27 protein-coding genes are annotated in these 25,410 nt (G+C 60.9%); 11 read left to right on the top strand and 16 right to left on the bottom strand.

Features of this window, described 5'->3' with window-relative positions:
- Window positions 1–5 precede the first annotated feature (5 nt).
- Window positions 6–377, bottom strand: coding sequence for a response regulator (locus DXT88_RS05170; protein ID WP_016832252.1), 372 nt, complete (start codon window positions 375–377; stop codon window positions 6–8).
- Between the two features lie 90 nt (window positions 378–467).
- On the bottom strand, window positions 468–1,532 hold the full coding sequence (locus DXT88_RS05165; RefSeq protein ID WP_265211878.1) for a chemotaxis protein: 1,065 nt from the start codon (window positions 1,530–1,532) through the stop codon (window positions 468–470).
- Window positions 1,533–1,826: 294 nt separating this feature from the next.
- Here DXT88_RS05165 and DXT88_RS05160 point away from each other — a divergent pair, with 294 nt between their 5' ends.
- The 3 genes from DXT88_RS05160 (at window position 1,827) to panB (ending at window position 3,761) form a co-directional block, all read left to right on the top strand.
- Entirely contained in the window at window positions 1,827–2,174 is a 348-nt protein-coding gene (locus tag DXT88_RS05160; RefSeq protein ID WP_016832256.1) for a DMT family protein, read from the top strand.
- A gap of 115 nt (window positions 2,175–2,289) precedes the next feature.
- The gene (locus DXT88_RS05155) at window positions 2,290–2,931 is read left to right on the top strand and encodes a deoxynucleoside kinase (protein ID WP_265211877.1); all 642 of its coding nucleotides are present in this window, start codon (window positions 2,290–2,292) and stop codon (window positions 2,929–2,931) included.
- A gap of 2 nt (window positions 2,932–2,933) precedes the next feature.
- The gene (gene panB / locus DXT88_RS05150; protein ID WP_016832258.1) at window positions 2,934–3,761 is read left to right on the top strand and encodes a 3-methyl-2-oxobutanoate hydroxymethyltransferase; all 828 of its coding nucleotides are present in this window, start codon (window positions 2,934–2,936) and stop codon (window positions 3,759–3,761) included.
- An 81-nt stretch (window positions 3,762–3,842) separates the two neighbouring features.
- Here the strand turns inward: panB and can are convergent, their stop codons facing one another.
- The 7 genes from can to DXT88_RS05115 all read right to left on the bottom strand — a co-directional run bounded on the left by can (window position 3,843) and on the right by DXT88_RS05115 (window position 13,118).
- The gene (can, locus tag DXT88_RS05145; RefSeq protein ID WP_016832259.1) at window positions 3,843–4,526 is read right to left on the bottom strand and encodes a carbonate dehydratase; all 684 of its coding nucleotides are present in this window, start codon (window positions 4,524–4,526) and stop codon (window positions 3,843–3,845) included.
- 287 nt (window positions 4,527–4,813) lie between these two features.
- On the bottom strand, window positions 4,814–5,944 hold the full coding sequence (dnaJ, locus tag DXT88_RS05140) for a molecular chaperone DnaJ (protein WP_265211876.1): 1,131 nt from the start codon (window positions 5,942–5,944) through the stop codon (window positions 4,814–4,816).
- A 215-nt stretch (window positions 5,945–6,159) separates the two neighbouring features.
- Window positions 6,160–8,100: a molecular chaperone DnaK gene (gene dnaK / locus DXT88_RS05135; protein ID WP_265211875.1), complete on the bottom strand. Its 1,941-nt coding sequence runs from the start codon at window positions 8,098–8,100 to the stop codon at window positions 6,160–6,162.
- 149 nt (window positions 8,101–8,249) lie between these two features.
- On the bottom strand, window positions 8,250–8,789 hold the full coding sequence (grpE, locus tag DXT88_RS05130; RefSeq protein ID WP_016832079.1) for a nucleotide exchange factor GrpE: 540 nt from the start codon (window positions 8,787–8,789) through the stop codon (window positions 8,250–8,252).
- Window positions 8,790–9,276: 487 nt separating this feature from the next.
- Window positions 9,277–10,386, bottom strand: a complete 1,110-nt coding sequence (gene hemH / locus DXT88_RS05125; RefSeq protein WP_265211874.1) for a ferrochelatase — start codon at window positions 10,384–10,386, stop codon at window positions 9,277–9,279.
- 62 nt (window positions 10,387–10,448) lie between these two features.
- The gene (gene recN, locus DXT88_RS05120) at window positions 10,449–12,095 is read right to left on the bottom strand and encodes a DNA repair protein RecN (protein WP_265211873.1); all 1,647 of its coding nucleotides are present in this window, start codon (window positions 12,093–12,095) and stop codon (window positions 10,449–10,451) included.
- 105 nt (window positions 12,096–12,200) lie between these two features.
- Complete coding sequence (locus DXT88_RS05115; RefSeq protein ID WP_016832073.1) at window positions 12,201–13,118, bottom strand: NAD kinase; 918 nt, start codon at window positions 13,116–13,118, stop codon at window positions 12,201–12,203.
- A gap of 274 nt (window positions 13,119–13,392) precedes the next feature.
- Here DXT88_RS05115 and DXT88_RS05110 point away from each other — a divergent pair, with 274 nt between their 5' ends.
- Window positions 13,393–14,082, top strand: a complete 690-nt coding sequence (locus DXT88_RS05110; protein ID WP_265211872.1) for an HAD family hydrolase — start codon at window positions 13,393–13,395, stop codon at window positions 14,080–14,082.
- A 52-nt stretch (window positions 14,083–14,134) separates the two neighbouring features.
- The gene (gene hrcA / locus DXT88_RS05105) at window positions 14,135–15,172 is read left to right on the top strand and encodes a heat-inducible transcriptional repressor HrcA (RefSeq protein ID WP_265211871.1); all 1,038 of its coding nucleotides are present in this window, start codon (window positions 14,135–14,137) and stop codon (window positions 15,170–15,172) included.
- 165 nt (window positions 15,173–15,337) lie between these two features.
- Here hrcA and fur read toward each other — a convergent pair whose 3' ends face one another.
- Window positions 15,338–15,763 (bottom strand): ferric iron uptake transcriptional regulator, encoded by a 426-nt coding sequence (gene fur / locus DXT88_RS05100; protein WP_029362949.1) that lies wholly within the window; start codon window positions 15,761–15,763, stop codon window positions 15,338–15,340.
- A gap of 80 nt (window positions 15,764–15,843) precedes the next feature.
- On the opposite strand from fur, the gene DXT88_RS05095 reads away from it, so the two are divergent.
- The 5 genes from DXT88_RS05095 (at window position 15,844) to DXT88_RS05075 (ending at window position 18,774) form a co-directional block, all read left to right on the top strand.
- Entirely contained in the window at window positions 15,844–16,356 is a 513-nt protein-coding gene (locus tag DXT88_RS05095; RefSeq protein WP_265212168.1) for an outer membrane protein assembly factor BamE, read from the top strand.
- 49 nt (window positions 16,357–16,405) lie between these two features.
- A complete protein-coding gene (dapB, locus tag DXT88_RS05090; RefSeq protein ID WP_265211870.1) occupies window positions 16,406–17,212 on the top strand; it encodes a 4-hydroxy-tetrahydrodipicolinate reductase in 807 nt (268 codons plus the stop codon).
- A gap of 103 nt (window positions 17,213–17,315) precedes the next feature.
- On the top strand, window positions 17,316–18,008 hold the full coding sequence (locus DXT88_RS05085) for a MotA/TolQ/ExbB proton channel family protein (RefSeq protein WP_016832068.1): 693 nt from the start codon (window positions 17,316–17,318) through the stop codon (window positions 18,006–18,008).
- Window positions 18,005–18,445: an ExbD/TolR family protein gene (locus tag DXT88_RS05080; RefSeq protein WP_265211869.1), complete on the top strand. Its 441-nt coding sequence runs from the start codon at window positions 18,005–18,007 to the stop codon at window positions 18,443–18,445. Before DXT88_RS05085 ends, DXT88_RS05080 begins: the two co-directional genes overlap by 4 nt.
- A 2-nt stretch (window positions 18,446–18,447) precedes the next feature.
- Window positions 18,448–18,774: a barstar family protein gene (locus DXT88_RS05075; protein ID WP_016832066.1), complete on the top strand. Its 327-nt coding sequence runs from the start codon at window positions 18,448–18,450 to the stop codon at window positions 18,772–18,774.
- A gap of 13 nt (window positions 18,775–18,787) precedes the next feature.
- Here the strand turns inward: DXT88_RS05075 and DXT88_RS05070 are convergent, their stop codons facing one another.
- From DXT88_RS05070 to DXT88_RS05040, 6 genes are read right to left on the bottom strand one after another with little or no spacing between them, the layout of a single operon-like run.
- Window positions 18,788–19,612 carry a phosphodiesterase gene (locus DXT88_RS05070; protein ID WP_265211868.1) on the bottom strand — a complete coding sequence of 275 codons (825 nt, stop codon included), beginning with the start codon at window positions 19,610–19,612 and terminating at the stop codon, window positions 18,788–18,790.
- The gene (locus DXT88_RS23440) at window positions 19,609–20,703 is read right to left on the bottom strand and encodes an ABC transporter ATP-binding protein (RefSeq protein ID WP_407649267.1); all 1,095 of its coding nucleotides are present in this window, start codon (window positions 20,701–20,703) and stop codon (window positions 19,609–19,611) included. Before DXT88_RS23440 ends, DXT88_RS05070 begins: the two co-directional genes overlap by 4 nt.
- Entirely contained in the window at window positions 20,700–21,503 is an 804-nt protein-coding gene (locus DXT88_RS05055) for an ABC transporter permease (protein ID WP_265211867.1), read from the bottom strand. Before DXT88_RS05055 ends, DXT88_RS23440 begins: the two co-directional genes overlap by 4 nt.
- A 14-nt stretch (window positions 21,504–21,517) precedes the next feature.
- On the bottom strand, window positions 21,518–22,372 hold the full coding sequence (locus DXT88_RS05050; RefSeq protein ID WP_265211866.1) for an ABC transporter permease: 855 nt from the start codon (window positions 22,370–22,372) through the stop codon (window positions 21,518–21,520).
- Window positions 22,373–22,374: 2 nt separating this feature from the next.
- On the bottom strand, window positions 22,375–23,403 hold the full coding sequence (locus tag DXT88_RS05045; RefSeq protein WP_265211865.1) for an ABC transporter substrate-binding protein: 1,029 nt from the start codon (window positions 23,401–23,403) through the stop codon (window positions 22,375–22,377).
- A 52-nt stretch (window positions 23,404–23,455) separates the two neighbouring features.
- Window positions 23,456–24,466: a LacI family DNA-binding transcriptional regulator gene (locus DXT88_RS05040; RefSeq protein WP_265211864.1), complete on the bottom strand. Its 1,011-nt coding sequence runs from the start codon at window positions 24,464–24,466 to the stop codon at window positions 23,456–23,458.
- A 311-nt stretch (window positions 24,467–24,777) separates the two neighbouring features.
- Between DXT88_RS05040 and DXT88_RS05035 the strand changes: the two genes are divergently transcribed.
- Window positions 24,778–25,377 (top strand): DUF1120 domain-containing protein, encoded by a 600-nt coding sequence (locus DXT88_RS05035; RefSeq protein ID WP_016832060.1) that lies wholly within the window; start codon window positions 24,778–24,780, stop codon window positions 25,375–25,377.
- Window positions 25,378–25,410 lie beyond the last annotated feature (33 nt).

Genomic DNA, 25,410 nt, shown 5'->3' with positions numbered 1-25,410 from the left:
AGATCCTAAGGAGTAACCAGCTTGGCCACTGCGTCGAGCAGCACCGGCGGCAGGAACGGCTTGTGCACCCAGGCGCGCACGCCGATGGCCTTGCCTTCCTGTTTGCGGGTGTCGCCGCTTTCGGTGGTCAGCATGAGTACCGGGGTGAACTTGTAGTTCGGCTTTTGTTTGGCTTCACGCACGAAACTGAGCCCGTCCAGGTTGGGCATGTTGACGTCGGAGATAATCAGGTTGTACTTGCGGCCGTCGAGTTTATTCAGCGCGTCGCGACCGTCGATCGCTTCGACGACGTCGTAGCCGGCGGCCTTGAGCGCAATGCTGATCGTCTGGCGCAGGCTGAATGAATCGTCGACGATGAGAATGGTCTTTGGACTCATGTCAGCGATCCCCGCAAAAGATCATTGCAGAAGCGTCCGCGCTGCCGGCGGCAAGGAAGTAATTCAGTGCGTGCATGCATGCCATCCTCTTCAAAAGAAATCAACTTGCGATTGCAATGACTTGTCGGCCTGCTGGCCGGCGTGTACCTGGCGTTGCTCGTGCGTGGTATAGGTTTTCTCGAGATCGGCCAGCCATGCCGCGCTGGGGGGCAAGGGTGCGGCGCTCTCCACTGCACCGGTCAGCTTGATCATGTCGAGCTGGACGTGATCAAGGATCTGGCTGATGCGATCCTGGAATTGCAGATTGACGAGGATGTCGCAGACTTCCTGGTCGACTTCGCGGTTTTCTTCTTCGAGCTGGCCGACGGTGCCGCTAAGCTTGAGCGCGGATTGGCGAAAATCGGCGATGACCGAATCGATCACCATGCGCGAATCGTCCACCATTCGACCGGCATCGGCGTCGAGCTGGTTTGCGGATAAATGCGTGGCCTGGATCTGCTGCTGGACCGCCTTGGTCTTGCTGACGATCTGGCGACCAGCCTCGGCCGAACGCGCCGCCAGTTCGGTCCAGCTTGCCTGGCCCGAGAACAGGTCGGTGACGCCGGTGCGGCCGGCGATTTGCTCGACCTGCAGGCCGAGCTGACGGATGTCTTCGTTGTGCTGGCTGAGCGCTGCAATCTTGCGCAGCAAGGCGTCGCGCGTGGTCAGTACTTGCTCCAGGGCATCAGCGATACCGCCGAGCTGCTGTGCAGCATTCTGGATGACTTGCAGGACGTCGCCGTTCTTGCCGCCTTCGGCCAGGCTGACTGCGCCGCCGAGGCGTTGATGGATGCCGACGAAGCGCTGCGTGAGCTTGTCGATTGCTTCCTGCGTCTGGGTGCGCGCCAGCTGTACGTTGTTGCGCCAGGCCGGCACTACCGCTTGCACCAGCACGGGCAGGTCCGTCGGACCGGCCGCCTGTTCATTTGTTCGTGCCGAAGGGATACCTGCAACCGACGCCGCGCCGGTTTTCGCCGGACCTGCGCCAAGCACCCACGCCACGCCTGCGATCAGCGCGCCGGCGATGATGCCCTGCCACCATCGTGGTGCCAGCAAAGCAAGCAAAAGAGCATTGATCCCCCACAACGCAAGCAAGGCGCGATAGTTCGACTTCACGATGGTCCAATCAGAATGTTTGATTTTTGGTAGTTCAGGCGGGACGATCCCCTTCTCGTCTCCACATGCCGCCTTTCCTTGCATTAACGGCAACATGCGGCCGCTTTTTATACATTCGCAGCGAATAATTAAAATTTCCACAAAACAACACCCGTATCACCGGTCATATTCTGTGTTCTTTATTCTGGACCGTCGAAGGCTTGGTCTGTGGGCGGAATAGAGGCAGAATTCAGCTTGATTTGTCAGAGTATGCGTTGCCATCAAGAAACAAGCTTCACTACCCTCATAACCCCCATGCAAATTCCTGTTGCTTTACAGACCGTCGGCTTGCTGGCGCTGTCGAACGTTTTCATGACCGTGGCCTGGTACGGCCATCTCAAGAGCCTGGCCTCCAAACCCTGGTGGATCGCCGCGTTGATCAGCTGGTCGATCGCGCTGTTCGAGTACCTGTTGCAGGTGCCCGCCAACCGCATCGGCTACACGCAGTTCAGCCTGGCGCAACTGAAGATCATGCAAGAGGCGATCACGCTGACGGTGTTCGTGCCGTTTGCAATGATTTACATGCAGCAGCCGTTCAAGCTCGACTATGTGTGGGCGGCGCTATGTCTGGTCGGCGCGGTGTATTTCATTTTCCGCAGCTGATCTGCCGCTCGTTCTGCGGAACCGGTTCTGACACAGCGCTGACAGCGCAGCGCCACTCTCGTACAATGCGGACTCCCATCCACTGTGTGCGGTGCAATAGCCGTCAAGAGCGAGAATGGATTTAGACAGTTACCACTACATCGTCATCGAAGGCCCGATCGGCGTCGGCAAGACTACGCTGGCGCGCAAGCTGGCCGACCGTCTCGGCGTGCAGGCAGTGCTGGAACAGCCGCAGGAAAACCCTTTCCTCGAAAAGTTCTACCGCGACGCCGGCCGCTATGCGCTGCAGACACAAATGTTCTTCCTGTTCCAGCGTATCCAGCAATTGCAGGAGCTGGCGCAATCGGATCTGTTCAACACCCGTTTCGTCGGCGACTTCCTGCTGGAAAAAGATCCGCTGTTCGCGCGCCTGACGCTGGCCGATGAAGAGCTGAAACTCTACGAACAGCTTTATCAGCACATGCGCACGCACGCCGTGCAGCCGGATCTGGTGATCTATCTGCAGGCGCCGGTGGAAACGCTGATCGAGCGCATTCGCAAGCGCGGCATTCCGATGGAAGCCTCGATCTCACACGATTACCTGCGGCGCCTGGGCGACAGCTACAGTCGCTTTTTCTACAACTACGATGCCGCACCGCTGCTGATCGTCAACAACGAGCACATGAACATGGCCGACAGCGACGAAGATTTTGAGCTGCTGCTGTCGCACATCATCGAGATGCGCGGCAAGCGCGCATTCCTGAACCGAGGAGAATAACCATGGCCGCCTATCTGCAGGACGTTCCCGCAACACGCAAGAAAGCCGTCACCATCCACACCCTGCAAGCCATGCGCGACAAGGGCGACAAAATCACCATGCTGACCTGTTATGACGCCAGTTTTTCGGCGTTGATGGATCGCAGCGGCGTCGACACGGTGCTGATTGGCGATTCATTGGGCATGGTATGCCAGGGCCACCAATCGACCTTGCCGGTGACCGTCACGGACATCGCCTATCACACGGCCAGTGTGGCGCGCGGCAACCAGTCCATGCTGATCATCGCCGACATGCCGTTCGGCGCCTACGGGTCGCCGCTCGCAGCATTCGACAATGCCGTCAAGCTCATGCAGGCCGGCGCACACATGGTGAAAATCGAAGGCGGCGCCTGGCTGGCCGACACCATTCGCCTGTTGACCGAACGCGGCATCCCGGTTTGCGCGCACCTCGGCCTGACGCCGCAATCGGTGCATCAGATGGGTGGTTTCAAGGTGCAGGGCAAGACGCTGGAAGGCGCCGAATTGCTGCACGCCGACGCCAGGGCCGTGCAGGCGGCCGGGGCTTCGCTACTGGTGCTGGAAGCGATTCCGGCGACGCTCGGCGCTGACGTGACGGCGCAGTTGCGCATCCCCACCATCGGCATCGGCGCGGGTCCGGACTGTTCCGGCCAGGTGCTGGTGATGCACGACATGCTGGGCGTGTTCCCGGGCCACAAGGCGCGCTTCGTGAAGAATTTCATGGACGGCGCAGCCAGTGTGGAAGAGGCCGTGCGCGGCTATGTGGCGGCGGTCAAGGACGGCAGCTTCCCGGCAGCCGAGCATTGCTTCTGAGCGCTTTCTCCGGATATCGGCAGACGAAAAAAAGCCTGCTCGCGCAGGCTTTTTTCTTTTCAGGAACAGGCAGGCTCCGCTTCAGCGAATGTCCTTGATGTCCTTGTAGCGATCCAGGCTGACTGCCAGGTTCTTGCTGCATTCATCGACATTGCTGATGGTCGGCGACAAGGCTTCGAGCAATCCGTCGTGCACGCCGTAGACCAGAGCATGGATGCTCAATTCCTGACCGCGTTCCCAGGCATCGGTGACGATGGTGGTGCGGCAGATGTTGGCGACCTGTTCCAGCACGTTGAGCTCGCACAGACGATCATGCTGGTCGCCCTGCGACATGTGGTCGTGGAAACAACCGATGTGCTTTTCATGGACGTCCTGGACGTGCTGCAACCAGTTGTCGGCGAGACCGACGCGGCGCTTGGTAAGCGCCGCCTGGACGCCGGCGCAACCGTAGTGGCCGCAGATGATGATGTGCTTGACCTTCAGCACGTCGACCGCGAACTGCAGCACCGACAGGCAATTCAGATCGGTGTGCACGACCACGTTGGCGATATTGCGGTGGACGAACAGTTCACCCGGCAACAGGCCGAGCAGATCGTTGGCCGGAACGCGATTGTCCGAACAGCCGATCCAGAAATATTCGGGAGAACGCTGCGAGCCGAGCTTCAAAAAGAAATCCGGGTCCCGCGCGGTAATTTCACTTGCCCAGCGGCGGTTGCCTTGCAGCAGTTGCAGCTGAACCTGGTCTTGTTGGCTTGGTATGGTCATAGTCGGCAAGATCGAGTTTCACGCTTGTCGTCGCATCGCACCCGAAAGGGCCGATCGCGGCAGGCATGAGGATGAATGAAAAGAAGACCGGACGTTCGCCGTGTTTGCCACGGCGGGCGCTGGATACGGCCGGACGGCCGATGGCGCATGCTAACGATGTCTTCCGGAAATGCGCGGCGCATGTTCTGAGCACTGTGTTACCAGCACCATGCGCCGCGACTGCATTGTATAGAAAAAACGCCGCAAAAACCGGCGCGCCTGAAACGGCGACGCCGGTCTGAGCCGAATTACTCGAAGAATTCCTTGACCTTGTCTTTCCAGGTCTTGGTTTGCGGGCTGTGCTTGGCGCCGCCTTCGGCAGTCAGTTTTTCAAATTCGCGCAGCAGGTCCTTCTGGCGTTCGGTCAGCTTGACCGGCGTTTCCACCACGACGTGGCAGAACAGGTCGCCGGCATAGCCGGAGCGCACGCCCTTGATGCCCTTGCCGCGCAGGCGGAAGGTCTTGCCGGATTGCGTGCCTTCCGGAATCGTGAAGGAAGCCTTGCCGCTCAAGGTCGGCGCTTCGATGTCGCCGCCCAATGCCGCCTTGGCGAACGAGATCGGCATTTCGCAATGCAGATCGTCGCCATCGCGCTGGAACACTTCGTGTTGCCTGATGTGGATTTCCACATACAGATCGCCCGGAGGACCGCCGTTCATGCCCGGTTCGCCGTTGCCGGACGAACGGATGCGCATGCCGTCGTCGATGCCTTCCGGAATCTTCACTTCCAGCGTCTTGTTGCGCTTGAGGCGACCGGCGCCGGCGCAAGTCGGACATGGCTCGGGAATCACCTTGCCGCTGCCGTGACACTTCGGGCAAGTCTGCTGGATGCTGAAGAAACCTTGCTGCATGCGTACCTGGCCGTGGCCGCCGCAAGTGCCGCAGGTGGTTGGCGAAGTACCAGGCTTGGCGCCGGACCCATGGCAGGTATCGCACTCGTCCCAGGACGGTACGCGGATGGTGGTGTCGAAACCGTGCGCCGCTTGTTCCAGCGTGATCTCGAGGTTGTAACGCAAGTCGGCGCCGCGGTACACCTGCGGACCTGCGCCGCGACCACGGCCACCGCCGCCGCCGCCGAAAATGTCGCCGAAGATATCACCGAAGGCATCGGCAAAGCCGCCTGCACCCGCGCCGCCGCCGCCACCCATGTTGGGATCAACGCCGGCATGACCGTAACGATCGTAGGCGTCGCGCTTTTGCGCGTCGGACAACATCTCGTAGGCTTCCTTGACCTCCTTGAATTTCTCTTCCGCGCCCTTGCTGTCAGGGTTGCGGTCAGGATGGTATTTCATCGCAAGCTTGCGATAAGCCTTCTTGATCTCATCGTCGGTCGCATTTTTTGCTAAACCAAGGATTTCGTAAAAGTCACGTTTTGCCATGTTTTATAACACCTTGTTATTGGGCTTCCCCGCACTTGCGCGAGAACCAACAATGTGAAAAAGCCGAGAGACGATCTTGCGACCATCTTGCTCGGCGTGTCGGGCGGTAAAGCCGGCCGACGTGTGTCTGAATCTGAAGCTGAATCTGAAGCCAGATCCTGAATGACTTCGTCGGGCTGCGGGCGAAAGAAAATCTCTCTCGCCCGCAATCCGGATTACTTCACTTCCTTGAAGTCGGCATCGACCACGTCGTCGTCCTTCGGACGCGATTCGCCGGCACCAGCAGAACCACCCGCCGCACCAGCTGCACCGCCGGCGGCAGCCTGTTGCGCCTGCTGGTCGGCGTACATCTTTTCGCCCAGCTTTTGCGCAGCCACGGACAATGCTGCCGTCTTGGCGTCGATGGCGGCCTTGTCGTTCGCCTTCAGGACTTCTTCCAGCTCCTTGATGGCGGCTTCGATGGCGTCCTTCTCACCGGCTTCCAGCTTGTCGCCGTATTCGGTCAATGCCTTGCGTGTCGAGTGGACCAGCGCGTCGCCCTGGTTGCGGGTTTCGGCCAGTTCCTTCAGGCGCTTGTCTTCTTCGGCGTTGGCTTCGGCGTCGCGCACCATCTTTTCGATCTCATCTTCGCTCAGGCCGGAGTTGGCCTTGATGGTGATCTTGTTTTCCTTGCCGGTGGCCTTGTCCTTGGCGCCGACGTGCAAAATGCCGTTGGCGTCGATGTCGAAGGTCACTTCGATTTGCGGCGTGCCGCGTGGCGAAGGCGGAATGCCTTCCAGATTGAATTCGCCCAGGCCCTTGTTGCCGGCCGCCATTTCGCGCTCACCCTGGAAAACCTTGATGGTCACGGCAGGCTGGTTGTCGTCGGCAGTCGAGAACACCTGGCTGAACTTGGTCGGGATGGTCGTGTTCTTCTTGATCATCTTGGTCATCACGCCGCCCATGGTTTCGATACCCAGCGACAGTGGCGTGACGTCCAGCAGCAGCAAATCCTTGCGCTCGCCCGACAGCACCGAACCCTGGATCGCAGCGCCGACGGCGACCGCTTCGTCAGGGTTGACGTCCTTGCGCGGTTCCTTGCCGAAGAACTCCTTGACCTTTTCCTGCACCTTCGGCATACGGGTCATGCCGCCGACCAGAATGATGTCGTCAATGTCGGTAACCTTGACGCCCGCATCCTTGATCGCGGTGCGGCATGGATCGATGGTCTTGGCGATCAGCTCTTCCACCAGCGATTCCAGCTTGGCGCGGGTGATCTTCAGGTTCAGGTGGACCGGCGCGCCATTGGCCATGGCGATGTACGGTTCGTTGATTTCGGTTTGCTGCGACGACGACAGTTCGATCTTGGCGCGCTCGGCCGAGGCCTTGATGCGTTGCAGAGCGATCGCGTCCTTCGACAGGTCGAGGCCGTTGATCTTCTTGAACTCGTCGATGATGTAATCGATGATGCGTTGGTCAAAATCTTCGCCGCCGAGGAAGGTGTCGCCGTTGGTGGACAGCACTTCGAATTGCTTCTCGCCATCGACATCGGCGATTTCAATGATCGAGACGTCGAACGTACCGCCGCCCAAGTCATACACCGCGATCTTGCGGTCGCCCTTTTCGGTCTTGTCGAGGCCGAACGCCAGCGCAGCGGCGGTCGGTTCGTTGATGATGCGCTTGACTTCCAGGCCGGCGATACGGCCGGCATCCTTGGTCGCCTGACGTTGCGCGTCGTTGAAGTAGGCCGGCACGGTGATGACCGCTTCGGTGACTTCTTCGCCGAGGTAGTCTTCGGCGGTCTTCTTCATCTTGCGCAGCACTTCTGCGGAGATTTGCGGCGGCGCCAGCTTGTTGTCGCGCACGCCGATCCAGGCGTCGCCGTTGTCGGCCTTGACGATGGCGTAAGGCATCAGGGAGATGTCCTTCTGCACTTCTTTTTCGTCGAACTTGCGGCCGATCAAACGCTTGGCGGCGTAGATGGTGTTTTTAGGATTGGTGACGGCCTGGCGTTTGGCAGGTGCGCCAACCAGCACTTCGCCGTCTTCCTGATACGCGATGATGGAAGGCGTGGTACGCGCGCCTTCGGAGTTCTCGATGACTTTCGGCTGGCCGCCTTCCATGACGGAGACGCACGAGTTGGTAGTACCCAAGTCAATACCGATGATTTTGCCCATGATTTTTCCTTCGATCCTTAAGTCCCGTTAGGGAACAACAATAGTTTTGATAGTTTTAATATGTGGAGAAAAATCTGACTTTCAAGCGGCGAGTGCCACTTAAAAGCAAATTTTGTGCCGTTTATCGTTTTTATCTGTACAGCGCCAGCTTACTTGCCCTGCGCCACAGTCACCAGGGCCGGACGCAACAGGCGTTCGGAGATGGTGTAACCCTTTTGCAGGACGGTCACGACAGTATTGGCTTCCTGCTCGGCCGGCACGGCCGAAATTGCCTGATGCTTCATCGGATCCAGCTTTTCCCCGGCTTCCGGACTGATTTCCAGCAATTTGTTCTTCTCGAACGCGGCCGACAGTTGCTTCAATGTCATGTCGACGCCTTCCTTGAGCGATTCGACCGAGGGTGTTTCGATCTTCAGCGCCATTTCCAGACTGTCCTTGACCGACAGCAGCGATTCGGCAAAGCCTTCGATCGCAAACTTGTGGGCGCGGCTGATATCGTCCTGGGCGCGGCGTCGGATGTTCTCGGCTTCGGCCTTGGCGCGCAGGAAAGCATCCTGCATCTCGGCGATCTTGGCTTCGGCGGCGATCAACTGCTCTTCCAGGCCCGGCTCCACGGCTTCAGACGCCTGCGTCTGCGCTTGCGCGTCCTGCACTGCTTCGTTTTCCGCTGGCTTTTCCGTATCTTGCATAGTTAATACTCTCCGACATGGTACGTATGGTAGGTTTTGCGCGCCTTATGGCGCTTGGGGCTGCACATGAGGCTTAACCTTAGTTTTTCAATGGTTATTACGTGCAGATGCCATATCCAGAAGTCCTATGACATCCAAAAACGTTCTAACGCTTTGTTACAGAATTTACTACACTTGAAATAGGCGTTTGCGATGCACCATTTATGATGGTGCAATCGAACTTGATTTAAGTTTCCCCCGCCAATTTTCAAGGAGACGTCATGAAATTGCCGCTTATCTCCGCCACCGTCCTCGCCTATACCTTGCTGGCAGCAGCGTGGATCAGCTATTCGCAACTGGTTGCGCTGTACTGAAGCCGGCAGGAGTCTCTTTCCCGCCGCGCCGAACGGCGCATCTGACTCGCACTTTATTTCCGCCATGCAAGACCAGCGCAGCCCGCTATTTTAACAGGCTGCAGTCCCGTTTCGTCCAGTTTGCGGCGCACAGGCTATTGCGTGGCGCCGTGGCGGCGGGCCTGTTCGGCTGAGATGGCAGCCTGTTTCTGTTCTTCTTCGCGCTGTGCGGCGCCGGCAAAAGTCGGCCAGCCGATGAGGTGCTGCTCGGCGATTTCCATCATGCCCTGGCCCCAGGCGGGCGCATCGTTCAGGCACGGGATGAAATGAAATTCGCGGCCGCCGGCATGCAGGAATTCGGCCTTGGCTTCCATCGCGATTTCTTCCAATGTCTCGAGGCAGTCGCTGGTAAAGCCCGGACACATGACATCGACGCGCTGCACTCCCTGGCGCGCCAGCTCCTGCAAGGTCGGCGCGGTGTAGGGCTGGAGCCACTCAGCCTTGCCGAAACGCGACTGGAACGTCACCACGTATTCCGCCTCGCTCAAGCCCAGCGCTTCGGCCAGCAGCCGCGCAGTCTTGTAGCATTCGCAATGATAAGGATCGCCCAGCAGCAGCGTGCGCTTGGGCACGCCGTGGAAACTCATGACCAGCTTGTCCGGCTGGCCGTTGGCGTCCCAATGCGTCTGCACCGAGCGCTTGAGCGCCTGGATGTAGCCGTCGTGGTCGTGGTAATGCTTGATCAGGCGCAGTTCAGGGACATTGCGCACCTTGGCGAAATGCTGGAATACGGCGTCGAAAATCGAGGCAGTCGTGGTCCCGGAATACTGCGGATAGGCGGGCAGAACGAGGATGCGGTCGCACCCCTGCGCCTTGAGTTCGTCGAGCACGTCCGACACCGCCGGACTGCCGTAGCGCATCGCATGAGTGACGTGGACGCGGTGGCCGCGTTCGAGCAGGCGCGCGCGCAACAAGGCGGCCTGGCGCTCGGTGTTAAGCCTGAGCGGCGAGCCTTCGGCGTCCCAGATGGAGGCGTATTTTTCAGCCGACTTGCCGGAGCGGAACGGCAGGATGATGCCGTTGAGGATAAACCACCAGATGGCACGCGGGATTTCCACCACGCGCGGGTCCGACAAAAACTGCTTCAGGTAACGCCGCACCGCACGTGCAGTCGGCGCGTCCGGCGTGCCGAGGTTGACCAGCACGACGGCAGCCTGCGCCTGCTGGCTGCCGTGGAGGTAAGGAGGTTCTTTGCGAAATGACATGGAAATCCGTGAAGGTCTGGCGTTGGCTGGATTGGCTGGAAGGAAGCGGTGCTGGCGGGGCGTTACAGCGCCAGCAGCTCGCGCGCGTGCTTGCGCGTGGTGGCGGTAATTTCCAGGCCGCCCAGCATGCGTGCGATTTCTTCCACGCGCGACTTGACGTCGAGCGCTTCGATCTGGGACACGGTCTTGCCGGCCTCGTTGCGCTTGCTGACCTGGAAGTGCTGGTTGCCTTGGCTGGCGACTTGCGGCAAGTGCGTTACGCACAAGACCTGGCGATCCTGGCCGAGGCGTTTCAACAGGCGCCCGACCACTTCGGCCACACCGCCGCCGATGCCGCTGTCGACTTCGTCGAAGATCAGGGTCGGCGTCGCGGTCGAACTCGATGCAATCACCGAAATCGCCAGGGCGATGCGCGCCAGTTCGCCGCCGGAAGCGACTTTCGCCAGCGGCCGCGGCGCTACGCCGGCGTGCCCCGCCACCAGGAATTCCACTTGCTCCACACCATACGCCGCCGGTTCGCATGCTTCCAATGCGATGGCGAAACGTCCGCCCGACATGCTCAGGTCCTGCATGGCGGCAGTGACCGCTTCGCCCAGCGCCTTGGCCGCCTTGATGCGGCCTTTCGACAATTTCTGCGCGGCGCCGGTGTAGGCGGCCTGCAGTTTTGCTTCCTGCGCACGCAAGGCATCGAGGTCGCTGGCATCGGCCAGCTGCTTCAATTCTTCCGCCAGCTTGGCGTGCTCCTGCGGCAAGTCGTCCGGCGCCACGCGGAATTTTCGCGCGGTCGAATGGATCGCTTCCAGCCGCCCTTCCACCAGCTTCAACCGCGCCGGATCAAGCTCGACCCGGCCGAGGTAATCATTGAGCGCGTAGACCGCTTCCTGCAACTGGATCTGCGCCGGCTCCAGCGCCTCCATGACCGGCTTGAGCGCGGCATCGACGTCGGTCAATTTGCCCAGTTTCTGCGTCAGCGAAGACAGCTGCGACAGGATCGGCGAGTCCGATTCGGAGATCGCGCTCAGCGCTTCCTGCGCGCCGTCGATCAGGCTGGCGGCGTGCGACAGGCGACTGTGTTCGTTGCTGATGTCGCTCCATTCGCCCGGCTTGACTGCCAGTTTTTCGAGCTCGCTGACCTGCCATTCGAGGCGCTCGCGTTCGAGGAGGACGTTCTTGGCGTTGACTTCGAATTCTTCACGCTGCTTCGCCAGCGCGCGCCAGGTTTTGTAGGCAGCGGCGACGGCTTTGGCTTCCTCCAGCAATCCCGCCTGGCTGTCCAGCAACTGGCGCTGGGCGTCTGACTTGAGCAGCGACTGATGTGCGTGCTGGCCGTGGATGTCGACCAGCAGCTCGCCGAGTTCGCGCAATTGCGTCGCGGTGGCGGCAATGCCGTTGATGAAGGCCTTGGAACGGCCGGCATTGTCGATCACGCGGCGCAGCAGCACGCCGCCGTCCTCGTCGAAAAACTCATGCGCTTCGAGCCAGGCGGCAACATCGGGACCGGCGCTGAAATCGGCCGTGATGTCGGCCTTGGCCGCGCCTTCGCGCACCACGCTGGCGTCGCCGCGACCACCCAACGCCAGCGCCAGGGCGTCGATGAGGATGGATTTGCCGGCGCCGGTTTCGCCGGTGAAGACGGAAAATCCGGGAGCGAACTCGAGTTCGATGGCATCGACGATAACGAAATCACGAATCGACAGGGTACGCAGCATGGGATGATGGACTTGGTGTTTTATCAATATCGGCAGCGTCTTTCCGTACGGAGAACCGCATGGAAAAGACACCCGAGGCGCCTATTGTACTTTTAGATAGCCCGCTTATTGCAGGCGGCCTTCAACCGACGGGTATTCGTTCCAGTGCAGCTTTTGCCGCAAGGTGTCGTAGTAGCTCCAGCCTTCCGGATGCAGGAAGGTGATCTTGTGCGCCGAGCGCCGGATCACGATGCGGTCGCCGTGCGACAGGCTGGTCAGCGACTGCATGTCGAAGTTGGCGCTGATGTCGCGGCCGTTGACGACCTGGATTGAGATCTCGCAGGAGTCCGGAATCACGATCGGCCGGTTCGACAAGGCATGCGGCGCAATCGGCACCAGCACGATGCCGTGCAGGCTCGGATGCAAAAGCGGGCCGCCGGCCGACAAGGCATAGGCGGTCGAGCCGGTCGGGGTGGCCACGATCAGACCATCGGAGCGCTGGTTGTACATGAAGCGGCCATCCACTTCCACGGTCAGTTCGACCATGCCGGAAGACGCGCCGCGCGCGACCACCACGTCATTGAAAGCGAGCGCGTTGAAAATCTGTTCGCCATCGCGAAATACCGTGGCTTCCAGCAGCGAGCGCGTTTCGACGTCGACCTTGCCGTCCAGCATGTCGGCCAATACCGGTATCATGCGGTCTAGCGAAATATCCGTCATGAAGCCCAACCGCCCCTGATTGATCCCGATCAGCGGCACGTTGAACGGCGCCAGTTGCCGTGCGATGCCGAGCATGGTGCCGTCGCCGCCGACCACGATGGCGGCATCGGCGAACTGGCCGATCTGTTCCGGCGACATGGCGTCATAGCCTTCCAGCGCGATGTTCTGCGCGGTCTCGGCTTCGAACACGATGGTATGGCCGTGCGCTTCCAGGAAGGCGGCGATATCGGAAAGGGATTGCGCGATGCCGGCGGCATGATATTTGCCGACGATTGCAATGGTTTTGGGCGTTGCCGCCTGCACGGGTAATTTGATGGGCCACATGCTGCGGATTAAAGCATAATTCGGGGCCTGTTAACAATGAATTTGCGAGTGCGAACGCGGGGCAGGTGTTGACTGCCTAGGCGCAGCGACGCGGCGTAGCGGTGCTACGGCAAGGAGCTGCAACAACGGCAGGCGACGCCTGCAGCCGTTCCCGAAGGGTTTCAGCCAGGCAGTGCGCTGGCCGCGTTGCATGGCTTGCCAGCACACTGCCTGGCTGAAACGCACCTCGCAAATTCATTGTTAACAGGCCCCCAGACTATTCCGAACCGATTTCATGAACAAAACCAACATCCAGGCAGTCCTGTTCGACCTCGACGATACGCTGTGGGCGATCGAGCCGGTGCTGCATCTTGCCGAAACCCGGCTGTACGAATGGCTGACGCAACATGCGCCCGGCGTGGTGCAACGCGAAAGCATCCTCAGCCTGCGCGCACGCCGGCAGGTGCTGGCGCAGACCAACCCGGCCTACAAGATCAACCTGTGGGCGCTGCGCCATGCGGCGCTGACCACGGTGCTGGCCGAGCATGGCGAAGACCCCGCGCTGGCGGATCCTGCCATGGAGATTTTCACCACCGGCCGCAATGCCGTCACGCCCTTCGACGACGTCGTCCCCGGCCTGCAGCAGTTGAAGCTGCGCCTGAAGCTGGGCACGGTGTCGAACGGTTTCGCCGATCTGGCGCGCATCGGCCTGGCCGAACATTTTGAAATCTCCATCGCCGCGCATCAGTTCGGCACCGCCAAACCCGACCCGGCCATCTTCCACGCCGCCTGCACTGCGCTCGGCGTCGCGCCGGAACACACTGTCTATGTCGGCGACGACCTGGCGCTGGATGTGCTGGGGGCGCAGCAAGCCGGCTTGCGCGCAGTCTGGATGAACCGCTTCCAGCGCGAGTTGCCGGCGCATGTGCGTCCCGATGCGGTATGCACCGATCTCAACGAACTGGCGTACTGGCTGGCGGCGTAATATATATGGCAGGATATTGGCACGCCTGCTTCCTGCTCGTTAGAATGAAGACATGCAACTAGATAATCGCGCTCAAACCCTGCTCAAGGCCCTGGTCGAACGGTACATCGCCGACGGCCAGCCGGTCGGCTCGCGCGCGCTCTCCAAGATTTCGGGACTGGAACTGTCGCCGGCGACCATCCGCAACGTCATGGCTGATCTCGAAGAAATGGGCTTCGTCGCCAGTCCGCACACTTCCGCCGGGCGCATTCCGACGCCGCGCGGTTACCGCGTGTTCGTCGACACGCTGCTGACGATCGAATCGATGGATGCGATTGACGAGGCCACGCTGGAAACCAAACTGCAATCACGCTCGCAGATCAACTCGCCGCAAAAAATCATTTCCAATGCGGCGCAAGTGCTGTCGTCGCTGTCGCAATTTGCCGGCGTGGTGATGACGCCCAAGCGCGAGTCGATCTTCAAGCAGATCGAATTCCTGCGCCTGTCCGAAAAACGCATCCTGCTGGTCATCGTCGGCCCCGGCGGCGATGTGCAAAACCGCCTGCTGCTGACCGAGGTCGACTACACGCCTTCGCAATTGGTGCAGGCCGCCAATTACATCAACCAGCACTATGGCGGCCTCGGCTTCGACGAGGTGCGCCTGCGCCTGCAGAACGAACTGCGCCAGTTGCGCGACGACATGACCAGCCTGATGCAGGCGGCGGTCGAAGCCGGCAGCGATGCGATGGCCGACGAATCGGACAACGTCGTTATTTCCGGCGAGCGCAATCTGCTCAGCGTCTCGGACCTGTCGTCGAACATGACCTCGCTGCGCAAGCTGTTCGACATGTTCGAGCAAAAGACCAGCCTGATGCAGTTGCTGGATGTGTCGAGCAAGGCCACCGGCGTGCAGATCTTCATCGGCGGCGAATCGCAGCTGGTGCCGATGGACGACATGAGCATCGTCACCGCGCCGTATGAAGTCAACGGCAAGATCGTCGGCACGCTGGGCGTGATCGGTCCCACCCGCATGGCTTACGAGCGCGTGATTCCCATCGTCGACATCACCGCCAAATTGCTGTCGAGCGCACTCAGCGGCAACAACAACTGAGTCCGGCTGAACAGGATTGAGGACTGCAGCGAACTGTTGCACACCGCTTACCCTTCTTTACACCCCTGGCCGCCATCATCGAAGCGGCAATAAAAAAACCATCCGGCGATGGCGGGATGGTTCTTTGCAAACTGCGTCCGGATTGAATCCGGCCGGCATGGATGCCTATTTCTTGGTCTTGCGGCAATCCTTGCAATGGCCGTACAAGGCCAGCGCATGATCGGCAATCTCGAAACCGTGCTCCTGGGCAATCTTGAGCTGGCGCTTCTCGATTTCGGCGTCGAAGAATTCCTCGACCTTGCCGCAATCCAGGCAAACCAGATGGTCATGGTGCGAGCCTTCGTTGAGTTCGAATACGGCCTTGCCGGTTTCAAAGTGATTGCGCTGCAGCAGGCCGGCTTGCTCGAACTGCGTGAGCACGCGGTAGACCGTGGCCAGACCGACGTCCAGATTGTCCGCCAGCAGCATTTTGTAGACATCTTCCGCGCTGAGGTGACGCACCTCGGTGTTTTGGAAGATTTCCAGGATTTTTAGACGCGGCAAAGTAGCCTTGAGGCCGCTGGCTTTCAGTTCGGATGGATTATTAGGCATGTTTCAGTAAAAATCAGGTTATCTGCTTTATCATATAGCGTTTTAGCACAATTGCTCAACCAATTGAAATCTTTATGCGAATGTTGCCTTCCTACCGTACTACCGCTCTGGCGCTGATCGCGCTGAGCACCCTGCTGTCCGGCTGTGCATCCAAAAAACCGGCGGAAGGCGCAGCTGCGCCCGACGCGACCGGCGTGCAGGTTTCGAAGAAGAGCAGCCTGTTCGGCTTCCTCAAGCCTTATCGCATCGATATCCAGCAGGGCAATTTCGTCTCCAAGGAGATGGTGGCGCAACTGAAGCCGGGCATGACCCGCGACCAGGTGCGTTTCGTGCTCGGCACGCCGCTGCTGGCCGACGTGTTCCATTCGGATCGCTGGGATTATGAATTCCGCCTGGCCAAGGGCAACGGTGAACTGATGAGCAGCCGCGTGTCGGTGTTCTTCAAGGACAACCTGATGGAACGCTACGAAGGCGGCAACGACTTGCCGACCGAACAGGAATATCTGTCCCTGATCGCCGGTTCCAAGAAGGGCGCCATGCCGGAACTGTCGGATACGCCGACGACCACGGCTCCGCCGTCCTCCTCCAAGTAAGCTGGCCAGTACAGCAATACCCGCAACCACAAGTACAAGTACAAGCACTATGAGCGCATTGAAAATCGCCGTCGCCGGCGCATCCGGCCGCATGGGCCGCATGCTGATCGAAGCCATCCGGAACGCCGACGACATGGTGCTGGCCGGCGCCCTGGACGTGCCGGGTTCGCCCAGCATCGGCACCGACGCGGCCTCCTTCCTCGGTAAACCAGCCAACGTCGCGATCGAATCGGACTTGGCCAAAGGCCTCGCCAACGCCGACTTCCTGATCGACTTCACGCGTCCGGAAGGCACGCTCAGGCACGCCGAATACTGCGCCGCGCATGGCGTCAAGATGATCATCGGCACCACCGGCCTGGAACAGGAAGCCAAGGACGCGATCGCCGCCGCCGCGCAAAAGACCGCGATCATGCTGGCCCCCAACATGAGCATCGGCGTCAATGTCACGCTCAAGTTGCTGGAGTTGGCCGCCAAGAGCTTCTCGCACGGCTATGACATCGAAATCATCGAAGCGCATCACCGCCACAAGGTCGACGCGCCGTCCGGCACGGCCCTGAAGATGGGTGAAGTCATCGCCGACGCCGTCGGCGTCAAGCTCGACGACGTTGCCGTCTATGCCCGCGAAGGCATCACCGGCGAACGCGATCCGTCGTCGATCGGCTTCTCCGCCATCCGTGGCGGCGACATCGTCGGCGACCACACCGTGCTGTTTGCCGGCATCGGCGAGCGCATCGAAATCACGCACAAATCCTCGAGCCGCGTCACCTACGCCCACGGCAGCCTGCGCGCCGCGCGTTTCCTGGCCGACAAGAAAACCGGCCTGTACGACATGCAGGACGTGCTCGGACTGAAGTAGTCTTCCGCCGCTGCATCTGATCAACGGATGCAGCGAATCTTTTTGCGGATGCCTACTCCAACGGATTGCCATTTATTTCTGCTCCCAACCTAGAGAACACGATATGGAACAAACCGTTGGATTCGCCCATTACTGGGCGCAAGGCGATGCCGTTTCGCATGCCGTCGCCTATGTTCTGCTGCTGATGTCCGTCGCCAGCTGGTATTACATTCTTTCCAAGACCTGGAGCTCGTGGCGCATCCGTCGCGGCAGCAATGCGCTCGAAGGCTTCTGGAAAGCGCCCACGCTGACCGACGCCATCGCCGTCATGCGCACCGTCGACAGCGAAGAAATCTTCACCCCGCTGGCGCAACGCTCATCCGAAGCCGCCGGCATTTCCTCCAAACAAAATACGCCCTCGCTCAATGCCGCCACCGATCCCGGCGAACTGATCACGCGCACGCTGCGCCGTGAAATCAACCGCGTTTCGGCCCGGCTGGAACGCGGCCTGACGCTGCTGGCTTCGGTCGGCTCGACCGCGCCGTTCGTCGGCCTGTTCGGCACCGTCTGGGGCATCTACCACGCGCTGGCGGCGGTCTCGGCCAGCGGCACGGTGCAGATCGACAAGGTCGCCGGTCCGGTCGGCGAAGCATTGATCATGACGGCGCTGGGTCTGGTGGTGGCGATTCCCGCGGTGCTGGCCTACAACGCCTTCACACGCCTGAACCGCCTGACGCTGGCTGAACTCGACGGCTTCGCGCATGACCTGCACGCTTACCTCACCACCGGCGAGCGCGTCGGCAAGGGGGAAGCATGAGTTTCGGCGGCTTCAACGACAACCACCAGGCCGGCCCGATGGCCGAAATCAACGTCACCCCGATGGTCGACGTGATGCTGGTGCTGCTGGTGATCTTCATCCTTTCGGCGCCGCTGTTCACGCATTCGCTGCAACTCGATCTGCCGACCGCAAAATCGGCGCCGGCTCCCGAGAAACCGCAAACCGTCAGCGTCGCCATCGACGCCGCCGGCAAGCTGTATTGGCAAGATCAGGCGGTCACACTGGAAGAATTGACGCGGCGCATGGCCGAGGCAGCCGGCAAGAAGCCGCAGCCCGAAGTGCAGTTGCGCGCCGACAAGGCGACCCGTTATGAAGTGATTGCCGACGTCATGTCGGCAGCGCAAAACAACGGCTTGAACAAACTCGGTTTTGTGACCGATCCGAAACCAAACACAACAAGTACAGAGAAGAAGTAATCATGGCAACAGCACGCCTGAACGGCGAACTCATCACCGACTGGGACAGCTTCCACAGCCAATGCGCGAGCGTATTCGGCTTCCCCGATTTTTACGGCAACAACATGAACGCCTGGGTCGATTGCCTGAGCTACCTGCGCGACGACGACGGCATGAGCAAATTCGTGCTCAAGGAAAACGAAGCGCTGACCATCGAAGTCCAGCACAGCGACAAGCTGCGCGCCGCCGCACCGGACATCATCGAAGAGCTGCAATTCTGCGTCGCCATGATCAACGACCGCTGCGAAGACTACGAAGAAGCCGCCACGCTGAAGCTGGCGCTGCTCTGAATCCCCCTCCGGCTCAATCGATCAACTGATCGCCGTCATAGAACGGATACGGCCCGTCGAATTCACCGACGTAAGCCGTATGACTGATCAGCCCCGTCTTGCCGCCCCACCAATGCAACTGGAATCCCGGCGGCTCCATCACGAATTGCGACGGCGCCTGCGGATCCAGATCCAGCACCACCTGATGCGACACGCCCGGACAGGTTGACGCCATCGTGCCGCCGAAGCGCGCCTGTATCGAGCGATGCAGGTGGCCGCACAGGACCCGTTCCACCTGTGGATGACGACGCACCACCGGCTCCAGCAATTGCGGATTGACAAGACCGATGTCGTCCATGTGTCCGATGCCGGTAGTGAATGGCGGATGATGCATGGCGATCACGGTCGGCCGTTGCGGCTGCTCGCCCAGCACCCGGTCCAGCCAGTCCATGCTGGTCGCCGCCAGTTCGCCTTTGCTGGAGCGCGGGATCACGGTATCGAGCGTGACGATGCGCAGCGGATGATCCTCGATCACGTATTCGATGCGCGCCGCATCGGAAGCGCTCTGCAAATAGGCATGATCCGGGAACGCCCGACGCAGTGCGCCGCGCTCGTCGTGATTGCCGGGCAACAGGTAATACGGCATCGTCAGCGGCGCCAGCAATTCGCGCAAGACCGCGTATTCATCGGCCAGGCCGAAGTCGACCAGGTCGCCCGTGAACACCACCGCATCGGGCCGCTGTTTCAGGCGGTTGACCTGCGCCACGCAGCGCCGCAGGCTCTCGGCGGTGTCGACCACACGATAGGATTTTTTACCCTGCGCCTTGATGTGCAGGTCGGAAACCTGGCACAGGATCATGAGCGCGTTTCCCCGGAAAAATATTGCACCGGCAATTGCATCACCGCGTGCTCCGGCACGCGCAGGCCGATGCGCTCGCCGGCGTGCCAGACGCCGCGTCGGCGCGTCTCGACGATCACCGGCATGTCGGCGCCGATGTCCACCAGCAAACGCGTGCGGTCGCCCATGAAAAATGTCGACATGACGTCGCCGAACATTTCCGCGCCGGCGGTATCGAGCGGCACGATCTCGACGTCTTCCGGACGGAACATCGCCGTCGCCAGTTGGTCCGCAGCCCCATTCGCTCCCCCATTCGCATTCGCCAACGGCACGATGCCGCCCGGAATCTGCAGGTGACCAACGCGCGTCACGCCGCTCACCCGATTCATGGTGCCGATGAAGTCGGCCACGAATTCCGACGCCGGGCGATAGTAGATATCCTGCGGCGTGCCGATCTGCGCGATCTTGCCGCGCTCCATCACGACGATGCGATCGCCCAGCGCCATCGCCTCGCCCTGGTCGTGCGTGACGTAGATCGCAGTGATGCCGAGTTTGCGCAGCAGTTGGTTGAGGTCGGTGCGCAAGGTTTCGCGCAGCTTGGCGTCAAGCGCCGTGAGCGGCTCATCGAGCAACAGCACGCGCGGCTCCACCGCCAGTGCGCGCGCCAGCGCCACGCGCTGCCTTTGCCCGCCCGAAAGCTGGTCGATGCGGCGATGGCCGAGGCCTTGCAGGTGCACCATGTCGAGCAGCGTATCGATCCGTTCGGCGCGTTCGGCTGCAGCCATCTTGCGGATTTTCAGACCATAGGCGATATTCTCGCCGACCGTCATGTTGGGGAACAAGGCATAGTTCTGGAATACCATGCCGACGCCGCGTTTTTCAATCGGCAGGTCGGTGACGTCATCGTCGCCGAACAGCACGCGGCCGCCGTCGTCGGGAAATTCCAGCCCGGCAATCAGCCGCAGCGTGGTGGTCTTGCCGCAGCCGGACGGCCCCAGCAGCACCAGCGTTTCGCCGGGATGGATTTCAAGGTCGATCGGCTCCAGCGCGGGTGCGCCGCTGCCGAAGGTCTTGGCGCATTGAAGCAGTCTGATGGAAAGAGAAGAGTTCATAGGCGTACGCGTGTGCGCGTGGTCTGGGTTGCCCATTGCATGGCGACCAGCAGCGGCACGATCATCAAAAGAAAAATCAGGGTATAGGCGGAACCGACTTCCAGCCGCATCGAAGCGTAGGCGTCGGCCAGTCCCACCGGCAGGGTCATGGTCAGCGGCGTATGCAGCATCCAGGTGATGTTGAACTCGCCGATCGACAAGGTCACCACCATCAGCGCACCGGCCAGGATGCCCGAGGCGGCGTTCGGGATCACCACGCCGAAGAAGCGCTGGCGCATGCCGGCGCCGAGGCTGGCGGCGGCTTCTTCCAGCACCGCCAATTGCGACGACTGCATCACCGCCAGCACCGGTCGCACCATGAACGGCAGCGTGAACAACACATGCCCGACCAGGATGAACAACAGGCTGCCGCGGAAGGCGCGATACTGGCCGTAAGCCATGATCAGCGCCAGCGAGGTCGCCAGCCCGGGCACCGCCACCGGCATCATGAGCAGCTCTTCGAACACGCGCGCCAGCCGGCTGTTGCCGCCCTGATGGCGCGCCAGCATGTAAGCCAGCGGCACGCCGACAACCAGCGTCACCGCCAGACAGGCCAGTGCAATCGCGATGGAACGCCAGATGGTCATCTGATAGGTGTCCCACACCTGAGCGACCCAGCGCAGCGTGAAGCCGCTCGACAAGCCGACGAAGAAATTGTCCGTCACGCCGGCCAGCACCGACAGCACCACCGGCACGATCAGGAAAGCGCACACCAGCAGCGTGAACGTCAGTTGCAGATAAAACCGCAGGGAGTGTTTCATTTGGTTTCCCTTCTTCATGCCGTCGCGGGGACACTGCTGCCCGACAGCGAACGCGCCAGCGCCAGGGCGATCCAGGTAATCACGCCAAGCACGATGGATAAAGCCGCCGCCATCGCGAAATTCGCGTAGCTGGTGAATTCGTTATAGATCGCCATCGGCAAGACATCAATGTTGGTGGCCAGCGTAAATGCAGTGCCGAAGGCGCCGACGCTGGTGGCGAAGCAGATCGCCCCCGACGAAATCAGGGCCGGCATCAATGCCGGCGCCACCACGTCGAAGAACACCCGCAGCGGATTGGCGCCGAGCGACCGCGCCGCTTCTTCGAGCGCAGGATCGAGCTTCTCGGCGGCGGCCATCACCGTCAGGATGACGCGCGGAATCGAGAAGTACAGATAACCGATGAACAGGCCGGCCAGCGAATACGCAAACACCAGCGACTCGCCGAACAGCTTGTCGGTCAGCGCGCCGATCAGTCCCTGGCGTCCGGCCAGCATGATCACCATGAAGCCGACCACCACGCCCGGGAATGCCAGCGGAAACGTCAGCATCGCCAGCAGCAGCGGCTTGCCGGGGAAACGATTGCGCTGCAGGAACAGGCCGACCAGCGACGAAATTACCAGCGTCGCCACCGTGACCGCGCCCGACAACAACAGCGTCGACACCAGGCTCCACAGATAATGGCGATTGGTCAGCACGGCCAGATAGGCCATTGCACCGGTCGGACCGCTGGCGCCGACACCGACCAGGCGCAGCATCGGCAACAGCCAGAACGCGGCGAACAGCGTCATGCCCGGCACGGCAAACGTCCAGACCTTGCGGCCGGGACGCTTGCGATGCAGTTGGCGCGATTGAGACAAATGCAGCGACATGCTTATTTCACTTCCGCCAGATAGCGTTCGCTGAACTGACGCTGCACCTCAGCCATCTTGCCGTAGTCGACCGGCTTGGCGCGGGCATAGTCGGCGGCCGGCAGGAAGCGGGCTTCGGCCTCCTTCGAAATCGCCGAGGCGCGCACCGGGCGCAGGTAAGCATTGGCCCAGATGGCCTGGCCTTCATTGGACAACAGGAAGTCCAGCACCTTTTTTGCGTTGGCCTGGTTCGGACCGTTCTTCACGAGGCTGACGACGTACGGCACGGTGACGCTGCCTTCGGCCGGGATCACGAACGCGACGTTGGCCTTGTCCTTGTACTTGGCGCGATAGGCGTCGAAGTCGTAGCCGAACAGGATCGGGATTTCACCCGAGATCAGACGCGCGTAGGAGGTCTGCTTCGGCACGATGGGTTGATTTTTTTGCAGCGCCTTGAAGTAGTTGATGCCGGGCGTGAAGTTGTCCAGCGTGCCGCCCAATGCCTGGTTCACGGCGACCGCGCCGACATAGCCGACGAAGGCGCTGGCCGGGTCGAGGTAGCCGATCAGGCCCTTGTATTCAGGCTTGAGCAGGTCCGCCCACGAACGCGGCACCGGCTTGCCCTTCAGTGCATCGACGTTGACCATCAGGCCCATGGTGCCGGAGTGGATCGTGGTCCAGTAGCCTTCCGGATCTTTCAGGCCTGCAGGCACGTCATTCCAGCCGGCCGGCTTGTAGGGCGTGACGATGTCGTTCTTCTTCGCTTCGATGCCGAAGGTCACGCCGACGTAGGTGAAGTCGGCGACCGGGCTGGCCTTTTCAGCCATGATCTGCGCCAGCGCCTGGCCGCTGTTCTTGTTGTCGGGCGGCACGGTGATGCCGGTCTTTTCCTTGATGATCTTGATCTGGGTAGCCCAGTCGGCCCATTCCGGAGGACAGTTGTAGCAGATGACGTTTTGCGCCGCGGCGCTGAACGAAGCAGTAAGACCTGCGAAAGCGGCGGCTGCCGCCACCGTCTGGAGAATCCGGGACAAACGTGGATGTGAGCGCATGTCGTTTCCTTTCTATTGCTGTTGATGTGAACGAGTAAAATCTAAAGAAGCGTCAGGAGAAAACCCGCACTGTGCCGCCGTTGCGGATCGTGTGCGCAAGTGTTTGCGAGACCGGACCGGCGCTGCCTTCGGCCTGTCCGATGGCGGCCACCAGCGTACGCAGGGCGACTTCGCCGATCTGTTCGGACGGCTGCACGGCGCTGGCCAGCACCGGTGACATCATCTCGCCCAGCGGGATGCCGTCGAAACCCATGACGGAGATGTCTTCCGGCACGCGCAAACCCAGTGCGCGCAGATCGCGCATCGCCGCCAGTGCGAGCAGGTCGTTGGAACAGAACAAGGCGCTCGGGCGTTGCTGCGGGTCGGCGAATGCCTGCAGATGCGCGCTGGTAAGTCCGGTATGGCGCGGCACTGCGATCGGCGCCATCGGCGCCAAGCCATGCGCGCGCATGGCGTCGAGATAGCCGTGGTAGCGCTGGATGGCGCGGTCGGACGCATTGAATTGACCGGCAAGCATCCGGATGCGTGTATGGCCGAGTGCAATCAGGTGCGCCACGGCATCATGCGCGGCGGCGCGGTTGTCGACCGAGACCGACAGGCGCGAAGCCTGCTGCGGCTGGTTGTAGGTCAATACGTAAGGAATGCCTTCACGGTCGAGCACATCCAGCGTGCCGCTGGCGCTGGCGTCGGCAACGGTCAGGATGACGCCGTCGACGCGATGGCTGAGCAAGAGGTTGACCGCCGCCGCTTCGTCTTCCTGGCGGTATTCGGTGGCCGTGAACATCACCGAGTAATCGAGCGCCCGCGCCGCCAGTTCGATGCCCTGCAGGCATTGCGCGAACACCGTGTTGGACAGCGTCGGCACCACCACGCCCACCGTACGCGAACGTCCCGCACGCAAGTTGCGGCCGTTGAAATTGGGGCGAAAACCGAGCGCGGCAATCGCCTCATTGATCTTGCCGGCCGTGTCGGAACTGACCGATTCCGGCTTGTTGAGCAGGCGCGACACCGTCGCGGTGGACACGCCGGCTTGCAGGGCGACTTGTTTGATGGAAGGCGGCACGATGATGGATGGCTGGTTGGCGAAGATGGGATCGCATGAAAACGATTACATCGTGCCAGCGCATTGTTACCGGCCTATGACCATCCAAACAATTTCGTATTACATCAGCGCGCTACTTCCGTATTTAAATAGAAATATTGCAATTCATTAACGCGCTATTTTTGAGAGTTTTCTTATATAAATCCGAGGAACTTTGCTTCAGAATAGTCTTGCCGTCTGCGCACCATCCCGCCTGCAGACTGCTTTTCCAGAGAGGCTTCATGAGACCCCCTTTCCGCCCCCTTGCGTTTTCTGCCTTTGCATCCCTGCTATTGAGCGCAGCCGCAGGCGTCCACGCCGCCGATACCGCAGAACTGGTGGTCAAGGGCACGATCCGCCCTTCCGCCTGCCTGGCCAGCTTTCCCGGCAACAGCGTGATCGATTTCGGCACCATCAAATCGGATCCGCACCTGAAAGAACGCTTCAAGGACCTGCCTTCGCAGCGCGTGGACATGCGCATTTCCTGCGACGGCCCCACCAAGATCGCCGTCAAGGCGGTCGACAATCGCGAAGCCACGCGTGAGAAGGATATTCCCGGCATCGACGCCGGCGACAACTTCGGCCTGGGCCTGTATCGCGGCAAAAGCATCGGCGGCTATGCCGTGCGCTTCGGCACGGCAGTCGCGGACGGCCAATCGGTCGGCATTCTGGGTCGCCCCAACGGCAGCGCCGCCTGGCGCAGCAGCCCCCTGCGCGGCCTGCGCCAGGACGGCAGCCAGATATCGTTTGGCGCCGGCAACACGCCGGTGGCCTTCAGCGAACTGGTCGCCGGCCTCGACATCAGCGCCAAACTGAGCCGCGTGGCCTACCAGTTGCTGGCCGACGACATCCAGCTGGACGGTTCGATCAGCATTGAGATGCTTTATCTCTGAATCAGCCCGCCGGATCCCCGACGCCGCTCCGGC

The organism is Herbaspirillum lusitanum (assembly GCF_026127345.1).
Lineage (GTDB): Bacteria > Pseudomonadota > Gammaproteobacteria > Burkholderiales > Burkholderiaceae_D > Herbaspirillum > Herbaspirillum lusitanum.
Note: the sequence above shows the minus strand (reverse complement) of the source record. Positions and strands in the feature narration are given on the sequence as shown.